This is a genomic window from Psychrobacter sp. TPE 89C, from assembly GCF_055522395.1.
Genome location: NZ_JBVFXW010000075.1, coordinates 1 through 9651, shown reverse-complemented (window position 1 = coordinate 9651; position 9651 = coordinate 1). Strand labels below are relative to the sequence as shown.

Annotated in this window: 10 protein-coding genes; 2 read left to right on the top strand and 8 right to left on the bottom strand. The window is 43.2% G+C overall.

Annotated elements, in window-relative coordinates; all coding sequences use genetic code 11:
* Window positions 1–541 precede the first annotated feature (541 nt).
* The gene (gene pssA / locus ACZW67_RS13775; protein WP_465183725.1) at window positions 542–1459 is read right to left on the bottom strand and encodes a CDP-diacylglycerol--serine O-phosphatidyltransferase; all 918 of its coding nucleotides are present in this window, start codon (window positions 1457–1459) and stop codon (window positions 542–544) included.
* A 42-nt stretch (window positions 1460–1501) separates the two neighbouring features.
* Window positions 1502–2377 (bottom strand): 23S rRNA (adenine(2030)-N(6))-methyltransferase RlmJ, encoded by an 876-nt coding sequence (locus tag ACZW67_RS13770; protein WP_110923987.1) that lies wholly within the window; start codon window positions 2375–2377, stop codon window positions 1502–1504.
* A 141-nt stretch (window positions 2378–2518) separates the two neighbouring features.
* Between ACZW67_RS13770 and ACZW67_RS13765 the strand changes: the two genes are divergently transcribed.
* Together ACZW67_RS13765 and dapE are read left to right on the top strand one after the other, a co-directional pair.
* A complete protein-coding gene (locus ACZW67_RS13765; RefSeq protein ID WP_465183724.1) occupies window positions 2519–3274 on the top strand; it encodes a 2OG-Fe(II) oxygenase in 756 nt (251 codons plus the stop codon).
* Window positions 3275–3400: 126 nt separating this feature from the next.
* A complete protein-coding gene (gene dapE, locus ACZW67_RS13760; RefSeq protein WP_465183723.1) occupies window positions 3401–4618 on the top strand; it encodes a succinyl-diaminopimelate desuccinylase in 1218 nt (405 codons plus the stop codon).
* A gap of 89 nt (window positions 4619–4707) precedes the next feature.
* On the opposite strand, the gene ACZW67_RS13755 is transcribed toward dapE, so the two are convergent.
* The 6 genes from ACZW67_RS13755 to ACZW67_RS13730 all read right to left on the bottom strand — a co-directional run bounded on the left by ACZW67_RS13755 (window position 4708) and on the right by ACZW67_RS13730 (window position 9359).
* On the bottom strand, window positions 4708–5208 hold the full coding sequence (locus ACZW67_RS13755) for a GyrI-like domain-containing protein (protein ID WP_201592573.1): 501 nt from the start codon (window positions 5206–5208) through the stop codon (window positions 4708–4710).
* A 95-nt stretch (window positions 5209–5303) separates the two neighbouring features.
* Window positions 5304–5513 carry a Fe-S cluster assembly protein IscX gene (gene iscX / locus ACZW67_RS13750; protein ID WP_010196865.1) on the bottom strand — a complete coding sequence of 70 codons (210 nt, stop codon included), beginning with the start codon at window positions 5511–5513 and terminating at the stop codon, window positions 5304–5306.
* Between the two features lie 122 nt (window positions 5514–5635).
* The gene (locus ACZW67_RS13745; RefSeq protein WP_465183722.1) at window positions 5636–6172 is read right to left on the bottom strand and encodes an acyl-CoA thioesterase; all 537 of its coding nucleotides are present in this window, start codon (window positions 6170–6172) and stop codon (window positions 5636–5638) included.
* Window positions 6173–6317: 145 nt separating this feature from the next.
* The gene (locus ACZW67_RS13740; RefSeq protein ID WP_465183721.1) at window positions 6318–7718 is read right to left on the bottom strand and encodes an NAD(P)(+) transhydrogenase (Re/Si-specific) subunit beta; all 1401 of its coding nucleotides are present in this window, start codon (window positions 7716–7718) and stop codon (window positions 6318–6320) included.
* Window positions 7715–8050 carry a proton-translocating transhydrogenase family protein gene (locus ACZW67_RS13735; RefSeq protein ID WP_290165845.1) on the bottom strand — a complete coding sequence of 112 codons (336 nt, stop codon included), beginning with the start codon at window positions 8048–8050 and terminating at the stop codon, window positions 7715–7717. Before ACZW67_RS13735 ends, ACZW67_RS13740 begins: the two co-directional genes overlap by 4 nt.
* Before the next feature lie 142 nt (window positions 8051–8192).
* Window positions 8193–9359 (bottom strand): NAD(P) transhydrogenase subunit alpha, encoded by a 1167-nt coding sequence (locus tag ACZW67_RS13730; protein WP_465183720.1) that lies wholly within the window; start codon window positions 9357–9359, stop codon window positions 8193–8195.
* Between the last annotated feature and the right edge of the window lie 292 nt (window positions 9360–9651).

Below are 9651 nucleotides of genomic sequence, written 5' to 3'. Positions count from 1 at the left end.
GTATTTCAAACTAAATACTCCCAGCCAATGTGGCTTATCCTATTTAGCGAGCTGACTATCATATCATGTTTTAATAGTCTGTCAACTTCTTTTTTTATCTCGTTTCAGTAAGTTAACCACGTTGTTTCAGTGTAATTATACACTTCCTAACTGCTAGTTCTCCCTATTGAGGGGCGTATTATAGACGCTTTAGAGTCTGAGTCAAGAGGTAATTTCTATTTAGTTTAAAACTAATTAATTCGAAATATTCATTAAGTGATTGCTCACTTTCTAAATATCCTTCCCTTCCGACTGGGTGGTAGTCTACTCGGTTTAAAGTGAGGGTCAAGGGTGAACTCATAAATAAGACCGTTTATTTTACCTTAATTATTATAACTTTCTTTAACTGTTTGTTATCGCTGACAATTAACTAAAAAGTGAGTTTTTTATTTCTTTCTTTTATCGTGCTGAGTACATAAATAGTCAGTGCTATATATAAAACGCATAAAAAAAGGAATTTACCTTGCGGTAAATTCCTTTTATACAAAAGCGACAAATAGCGTTAGCTAACGGCTTTCGCTTTGACCGTAGTAACGATACCAGACAACGCATAGATAATACCAATCGCTAAAAGGCCGACAGGGATATCATAGAGTATGATACTCATGACCAGCACACCGATGATAAGAACAACGAAAGGTACTTTCTTTTTATCAAACTCTTTAAAGCTATAGTACTTAACGTTGCTTACCATTAGTAGACCACAAGTTACGACCCAAGCGGCAAACAAGAACATGACCGCTGTATCGTACTGACCAATCCATTCATTATGATCAACTGCGACCATGACAGCAGACGTTACTAAAATGGCGGCAAGTGGACTTGCTAGGCCAACGAAGTATTTTTTATCGACAATGCCAACCTGCACATTGAAACGTGCAAGGCGAAAAGCAGCACAAGCAGTAAAAACGAATGCACAGCCAATTCCGATACGACCTAACGGCTCTAAAGCAAAGCTATAAATCAAAATAGCAGGTGCAACACCAAACGCTAGCATGTCTGCCAAAGAGTCGTATTGCTCACCGAATGGGCTCTGTGCATTGAGCATACGTGCCACGCGCCCATCAGCCCCATCAAGAATAGCGGATAAAAATATAGCTAATGAGGCTTTATAAAACTCGCCTTGTGTACTGGCCAAAATCGAATAAAAGCCTGACAGTAGCGACAAAGTTGTAATTAAGTTGGGTGCTAAATACACACCACGACTGACCACTCGCTGACCTTCGGCTACTTCAGCTTCAATCACTTCAAAGGTCAAACCGTCATAACTGTCATTTTCCGCTAGGCGGATATTGAACTCATGCTCATCGATAAATGGTGGCTGGGTTGCTGCACTGTCTTGTAGCAACCCATCATTTAGAGCCGTATCCTTTGAGGAAACATGGTTTGATTGACCTGTAGATGATGGTGTATTGGTCATCTTAATATCCTTATTTGCCGACATTGCTACTCATTGAACCAGTTATTCACCGACTAACCAGCGCACATTGGTCGCGCTATCAGGTGTTAAGTCTGGCGCATCAGCTACTTTTAGGGCAGGCTGCAAGAAACGCACAATCTCACGCGCATGATTGTCAAACTGCCAAGGTGGATTGATAACCAACAGACCTGTACCGTTAAGGCCAACCGCAACATCGTTTGGATAAATATTCAACTCACACACCAACTGACGGCGCATTTCAGTACGTTTCAGCTTTTTATAGAACAGTTCTACAGCTTCGACGTTCTTAATAGGGAACCAAAGCGCATAAGTACCTTGTGGCCACTTATTATAAGAGTTAACCAACAGATTGATAAGGCGTGTAAAGTCTTTATGCTCTTGCTCATAAGGAGGGTCAAGAAAAATTAGACCACGCTTCTCTTTCGGTGGAATAACCGCAGTGATACCTTCAAAGGCATCACGGTGATGGATACCGATTGGCAATTTATGTAGCTGATAGTTCAACGCATCATATTCGCTGGCTTTGGCTTCAAAAGCCTCACCACGTACACCCGCTTCCGGGTTTTTTTCGACATGATGAGCAATCCACCAAGGAGAACCAGGATAGACTTTACTGTCATAAGTGAATCTGGCTTGCTTGATGCCTTCCATATAATCTTTGACAGCAGCAGGTGCCTTTTCAGTATCGGCATTCAATAAGGCTTGAATACCACCTTTGGCCTCTCCAGTCTTGCGCGCTTCTTCACTGCTAAGTGAATAAAGTCCGCGACCGCCATAAGCGTCAAGCACATAAAAAGGTTTGTTTTTTTGCCCTAGTTGATTGAGCAATTGTACCAATAAAATGTGTTTGACCACATCAGCAAAGTTACCAGCGTGGTAGGCGTGTTTATAGTTCATAATCTCAAAAGTTTAAATAAGAAAAATTGCATCTATGGTAGCATAGGCAGAGTAAAAGATAATGTGGTTTTGGTAAGTGCTTTCAATAAAAACGCATTGAATGGCGGTATATCGACAGCTGATTGACAATAATGAGATGAAATGACGCAGATTATTAGCAACCTGAACGTGACAGAGTTGATAGCCGATCAGCCAATAGGTTCGGATAATCCACCATTACTGTTTCCAGACGGTCATAGTGACATCCCAGATATCCCAACCCAACATGTATTACAGGCCTCTGATTTTGCTGTGAGCTGGGAAGACAATCTGACTGAAGTACAGCTTGATAAGTTTGTCAACGATGGTTGGATTATTATCGATGATGTCTTTAATAGTACCGCGTTGCTAGCCTTGCAAGCAGAAAGCGGTTTTATTGAATATCGTGATGCACAGCTCACTGCTGGTATTCGGGTAAGCGATATTCGCGGTGATAAAATACGCTGGATCACCGAAAACTTCTTTGCAGGCTTTTTTTACTTAGAGAGCATTAACACCCTTGCTTCCTTATTCAATCGTAGCTTGTTCGCGGGTATTCGTCATAGTGAAGCGCATTATGCGTGCTATCCGGTAGGTTTTGGCTATCAATGGCACAGTGACAACCCTGCTGGGCGTGACGAACGTGTTATTTCAGCCGTGTTTTATCTGAATGATGAATGGTCTACAGGCGATGGTGGCGCATTAGAAATTGTCGATAAACATGGCGTTCATCATAATGTGGTGCCTGTTGCCAATAGACTGGTGTTATTTGACAGCGACTTACGACATCAGGTGCAGATCGCTCATCGTCAACGTTATTCTATCGCTACTTGGATGCGCCGAGATGGCTTGGTACCGTTCGTTGAAGAAAACAATTAAATCGTCACTTATTCATAAACAATATAATGTGATTTGAGTCGTAAGCCACTATAAAAACAAACAAGTAGTCCACTACTTTCGCAATATCAAATTTAAAAGTTAACTTTACATATAAAAGGTTTATCCATGTCTGACAACAATCACCAAACTACCAATAATCAATCAGCAAGCCATCAACAAGAAACCTTAGAGTTAAGCATCGAACTGCTAGAACGCCCTTCAGTGACGCCCGATGATGATGGCTGTCAAGATATATTGTCAGAGCGATTGGAACAGGCGGGCTTTAACTGTGAGTTTATGTATTATGGTGATAGACAGGCAAAGGGCGAACACGCTGAAGTCAAAAACTTGTGGGCACGTCGCGGCACGACTGACCCAGTCATTTGCTTTGCAGGTCATACCGATGTCGTACCAACTGGTGATGCGAAGAACTGGACCTACCCACCATTCACTCCCACCATCGCTGATGGGTATCTATGGGCGCGCGGTGCGGCTGATATGAAAACAGGTATTGCGGCCTTTACTGTCGCAGCCGAGCGCTTTGTCGCCAATCATCCTGAGCACAATGGTTCGATTGCTTTTTTAATCACTTCAGATGAAGAAGGCCCATCAATCAACGGCACAGTAAAAGTCATTGAAACCTTAGAAGCACGTCAAGAAAAAATCACCTATTGCTTGGTTGGTGAACCATCAAGTACCGATACGCTAGGTGATATCATCAAAAATGGTCGTCGTGGCTCATTAGGTGCAGTGCTTACAGTGACTGGTAAGCAAGGTCATGTTGCCTATCCGCATCTAGCATGCAACCCTATTCATGCTGCGATGTCAGCATTGACTGAGTTGACCTCGACTGCATGGGACAATGGCAATGACTATTTCCCAGCAACATCGTTGCAAATATCTAATATCAATGGTGGCACAGGCGCAACCAATGTCATTCCTGAAACGTTAGAGGTTGTGTTTAACTTCCGCTTTTCGACAGAGACCACTGAAGATGAGCTAAAGGCAAAAACGCATGCTATCTTTGATAAACATTTTGCTGATAGCAAGGCAAACTACGATATCTATTGGAAGTTATCTGGTCAGCCGTTTTTGACCCCTGAAGGTAAATTGGTTGCTGCCTGTCAAAAAGCGATCAAAAAGGTAACTGATACTGATACCACGCTATCTACTTCAGGCGGTACTTCTGACGGACGCTTTATCGCACCAACAGGCGCGCAAGTAGTCGAGCTAGGTGTGCGTAATGCCACAATTCATCAAGTTGATGAAAAGGTAGAAGTCGATGACTTGGGTAGATTGGCACAGATTTATGAAGGGATTTTAGAGAACTTGCTGCTAGACTAATTATTCATTGAAGAAAGCAAAAAAAGCGCCAAATCTTAATTAGATTTGGCGCTTTTTTATTATTTTGGCTGATTTATTCAATACTAATCTTACTCGATACCGATATAGACATCTACTTGACCATACTCTAGATTACCATCAATATAATGCTCAAAATCAACATCAAAAGTTCGGGTGTGCTCACAGCTGCGATCATTAAAATAAGTCCAAGCTTTTTCCCAAGCATTCATCACCGTGTAAGGCATTCTACCCTCTTCAGAGAATACCATATACTTCCCTGCAGGAATATCTACTGTTACTAGGTTTGTAGACTTAGCAGTCTTTTCATTGTCTGATGGCTCTTGCTCACTGACTACTTTCCAACTGGCAACCACATCAAAAGCGCCGACCAAATCATCGCTCTCATAGTTATGATAGACACCATAAATATCTTCACCTTTAGGCAGATCACTGGCATGGTTTTGGTAAAACTTCTGCCATAAACGACCCAGTTTGGCAGTTTCTTCGCTAATCTCAGCGTTGTTGGTAGTACGAACGCTAATGCCACTGCAAGCTATCGCTTCTGGTAGCTCTTTAATTTGTGAAGTCATGATGCGGTATATCCTGTATATTTATACGGTTTTTTATTTGAGAAAATATTGAAATGAGCGCGTACTAAAAAAGCCATTAGCGTTGCAAATTAACTCTAATCTGCTTCATCAATCCAATTCATCTGAATGGCTTCTAAAATACCCTCATTTGATTTTTGTGGATCATCATCAAAGCCTTCAAGTTCAGTCACCCAGCGATGCAAATCGGTAAAGCGTATATATTGCGGATCGGTCTCAGGGAACTTTTCATACAACTCAATAGCGATATCTAAGCTGTCCGTCCATTTTAATTTTTGCGGGATCATAGCGGCTCCTTATCTTTTAAACGATTTTGATAAAATGGTTTTGACGATTTGATAGGCGCTATTTTACCAAAATTCATCAGATGATTATAGACAAGTTAATTTTATATGGCAGCTTATGCTATCTACGCCGACTTGGCAGACTTCAAAGCAGCTTGGTTACTGTTCCATGTGGTAATAGTATCGGTCAAATGCTCCCCCACCATATCCAATACTTCTGGCGTACACTTGCCTTTTTTATCTGTAAATATGAACTTTGTCATACCCATACTCATCAGCTGATTTTTCACAAAAAAGCGATGCTCAAAATACACATATTTCTGATCCCATCCTGCAACCTTGCTACTGAGCGTCACTTTATCCAAAAACTTGATTGGTTTCAGGTAAACTATCTCTTGCATAGACATCACCCAATTCAATTTCTTAATACCTTTTTGATGACAGCACGCCATTACCCAGCGAGTGACATTTAATTCAATAAAAGACAAATAGCGGTAATTGGGTAGATGATCACGAAACCCCATATCATGCGGCAATACTCGATAGTTACGGACAGTCGGTGCGGTCAACGTCTCTATACTAATGCGCTCGCTCATTGATTGCTGTTTTAGTTGTTGTTTTAGCAAGCTAACCATAATAAAAAAACGTATCAACATGTTCATAAGTAACTCCCTTAACTCTTATTTTGTATAGATATCGATGTTATATAAATGCTCCCTACTTTAACGCAAAAAAAGCCACCTCAGTGACTTTCTTTACTTAAAAATTTATAGGCAAAAGCTAATAGTTAAACATACATTTTAATGATTAATGACCTGCGCCATTGATACTGCGAACCATCTCTTCGACCATTTTCTTGGCATCACCAAAGATCATCATGGTTTTGTCCATATAGAACAGACTGTTATCAAGCCCTGCATAACCTGTGTTCATTGAACGCTTGATGACCATAATCGTTTGCGCTTTGGTCACTTCTAGAATCGGCATACCAAAGATTGGCGAGGTTGGATCATCTTTCGCAGAAGGGTTTACCACATCATTTGCACCGATAACCAACACCACATCTGTACTGGCAAAGTCTGAGTTAATCTCATCCATCTCTAAAATATCATCATAAGGTACATCGGCTTCAGCCAATAGTACGTTCATATGACCTGGCATACGACCCGCGACCGGATGAATCGCAAAACGCACATTCACACCTTCTTCTTTTAGCAGCTCATACAATTCTTTTACCGCATTCTGTGCACGACCTTGCGCCATACCATATCCCGGTACGATGACCACACTACTGGCATTGGCCATTAAGAAACCCGCATCTTCTGCTGAGCCTGCTTTGTAGTTTTTAGGAGCGCCATCATCGCCGCCCGCTGCTACAGCGCCTGTACCCATACCGCCAAATAAGACGTTGAGTAATGAGCGGTTCATGGCTTTACACATGATGTAAGACAAGATCGCACCTGATGAGCCAACGAGTGAACCTGCGATAATCAGCATTGAGTTGCCAAGGGTGAAACCAATGCCTGCTGCTGCCCAACCTGAGAATGAATTCAATAGCGATACCACTACTGGCATATCACCGCCACCGATTGGGGCAATCCACATCCAACCAAAGATAACGGCAATCACTGCCATCGCATAAAATGCTGGTAATGAGTTAGTAACGAAATAAACGCCACCAAAACCAATCATCGCAATGAACAATAGCGCTTGGACAGGTTTTACCCAGCCGCCAACCAATGTTTTAGCCCAGCTTTTTGCTGCCAATTTACCAAAGGCAAAGACGGATGCTGAGAAAGTAATCGCACCGATGAAACAACCAATAAACAGCTCAACTCGGGCAACGGCGCCATGCTGTTGCTCAGTATGTAGCACGGTTGCCAAGGCAATGGCGACTGCAGCTAAACCGACGAATGAATGCATCAAAGCGACTGTTTCTGGCATTTGGGTCATCGCGACCGTTTTTGCTTTCCACATACCAACGAGGGCACCTAAAATCATCGCGCCAATAATTAACCAAAGCACAGGGCCTTCTGCTAAGAAGAAGGTCGTGACGACCGCAATCGCCATCGCTACCATACCAAAGCGGTTACCACGAATAGCCGTCTTTGGGCTAGATAAACCACGTAAGGTTAAAACAAACAGAATCGCGCCGACTAGGTAGAACCAATCTGCATTTGCCGCAATCATTGCTGAGAAGTCGTTCATGCGTCACCTCCATTTTCTGTTGCTACAGGTGCTTTTTTCACTTTCGGTTTAAACATCGCAAGCATACGCTCGGTCACGGCAAAACCACCGAAGATATTAATACTGGCTAAAAATACCGCAAAAGCACCAAGGATACTGGTCGGTGTAAAGATAGAACCATCAATGGTGACGGTCTGTAGCATGGCACCAACGATGACGATGCTTGATAGTGCATTGGTGACGGCCATCAACGGCGTGTGCAATGCAGGCGTTACGCCCCAAACCACGTAGTATCCGACAAAAATAGCGAGTACAAATACGGTAAAAATCGCGACAAATGGTGTACTAGCCATTGCGGCACCAGCTGATGCTGACGCTAAAATAGTGGCAATCATCTAATCCTCCTAAAATTTATTCATGTCTGGCAAATGTATGGTGACAACGTTAATGGTGACAATGTTGTAGTGACAGGCTGTAAAAACTTAGACCGTCAAACTAGCGTTTGGCCAGTCGTACCTGATTGTCATGTGTCACTGCCAGCGCGCCCTGAATCTCGTCTTCCATGTCTACGCTAAGTGCCAATTTAGCTGATGCGTCACTTGCTGAAGCGTCATCGCCAGCAGGCGCAATTAAGGTCGTGATAAAGTTAACCAAGTTATTGGCATACAAATCTGAAGACTGTGCGGCAAGCATTGATGGGATATTGGCCGCACCAACGATACGTACGCCATTGTCTGTCGTGATGGTTTGGTCAGGCACGCTGCCTTCGACGTTACCACCGGTACCTGCAGCCATATCGATCAATACTGAACCCGCCTTCATTTTGGCAAGGGTTGCGCCGTGCACCAGACGCGGAGCATTACGACCAGGAATCTGCGCCGTGGTAATAACGATATCCGCGTTGCTTAATGCTTTGTCTACAACAGCCGCTTGATCTTTGACATATTGCTCGGATGGCGTCCAAGCATAGCCGCCTGTAGACTTGGCTGTCTCAGCTTCCTCTGCACTCATCGGCACATCTAGCCATTTACCACCGAGTGACTCCACTTGCTCGCGAGCAGTCGGACGTAGGTCACTGGCTTCAACGACGGCCCCCAAACGCTTGGCGGTTGCAATGGCTTGCAAACCTGCAACGCCAACACCTAAGATGACGACCTTAGCGGGCTTAACCGTACCAGCTGATGTCATAAACATCGGGAAAGGACGCGAATACTCGTTGGCCGCTAGCAATACGGCTTTATAACCCGCAAGGTTGGCTTGTGATGACAAGACATCCATATTCTGAGCGCGTGACAATGTGCGGGGCAATAACTCCATGGCAAAGGCGGTTGCACCTTTAGCCGCATAACTATCAAGTTGAGTATTACGATAAGGGTCGAGCATGCCAATGACGATCTGACCAGATGACAAGCCATCGATGGCTTCAGCTGATAGGTCATTGACGGTGGTAATAATCTGAGACTGGGTAATGACCTCGGCACTGCTGCTGGCAATGTCGGCACCCGCAGCCTGATACATCTCATCAGCGTAGTACGCTGCTTGACCTGCATTTGACTGAATGACAACTTCAAACCCAAGTTTACGCAACTTTTTGACTGCGTCTGGGGTTATGGCTACACGGCTCTCGCTCGCGCTATCTGCACTGATTACACCGATTTTCATACCGTCTCCTTACTTACGTCCAATGACTGTACTTATAATGACTATAATTACGTCTCACGACTACCTTTAATACCCTCAACGCACATCTAAAAAGCACAGGGGACAAAAAAACCTTTGGTTTTGATTGGATCAGTATTGCGACCAAAGGTTTATCAATTTAATAAATGATAGCGACTTTGCCATCATGCCTTTTTATTATAGGTACATCGTCCACCAACTTTCATTGTTTAATGATGACCCATAAGTAAATAAAAAGTTAATTATTTGTACCATCTATATAACTTTTATTGTT

Bases quoted from the DNA above. Each gene is read 5' to 3' on its own strand.
- ACZW67_RS13730 (WP_465183720.1), bottom strand. From the start codon at position 9,359: ATGAAAATCGGTGTAATCAGTGCAGATAGCGCGAGCGAGAGCCGTGTA.
- ACZW67_RS13740 (WP_465183721.1), bottom strand. From the start codon at position 7,718: ATGAACGACTTCTCAGCAATGATTGCGGCAAATGCAGATTGGTTCTAC.
- ACZW67_RS13735 (WP_290165845.1), bottom strand. From the start codon at position 8,050: ATGGCTAGTACACCATTTGTCGCGATTTTTACCGTATTTGTACTCGCT.
- iscX (WP_010196865.1), bottom strand. From the start codon at position 5,513: ATGATCCCGCAAAAATTAAAATGGACGGACAGCTTAGATATCGCTATT.
- ACZW67_RS13765 (WP_465183724.1), top strand. From the start codon at position 2,519: ATGACGCAGATTATTAGCAACCTGAACGTGACAGAGTTGATAGCCGAT.
- ACZW67_RS13745 (WP_465183722.1), bottom strand. From the start codon at position 6,172: ATGAACATGTTGATACGTTTTTTTATTATGGTTAGCTTGCTAAAACAA.
- ACZW67_RS13770 (WP_110923987.1), bottom strand. From the start codon at position 2,377: ATGAACTATAAACACGCCTACCACGCTGGTAACTTTGCTGATGTGGTC.
- pssA (WP_465183725.1), bottom strand. From the start codon at position 1,459: ATGACCAATACACCATCATCTACAGGTCAATCAAACCATGTTTCCTCA.
- dapE (WP_465183723.1), top strand. From the start codon at position 3,401: ATGTCTGACAACAATCACCAAACTACCAATAATCAATCAGCAAGCCAT.
- ACZW67_RS13755 (WP_201592573.1), bottom strand. From the start codon at position 5,208: ATGACTTCACAAATTAAAGAGCTACCAGAAGCGATAGCTTGCAGTGGC.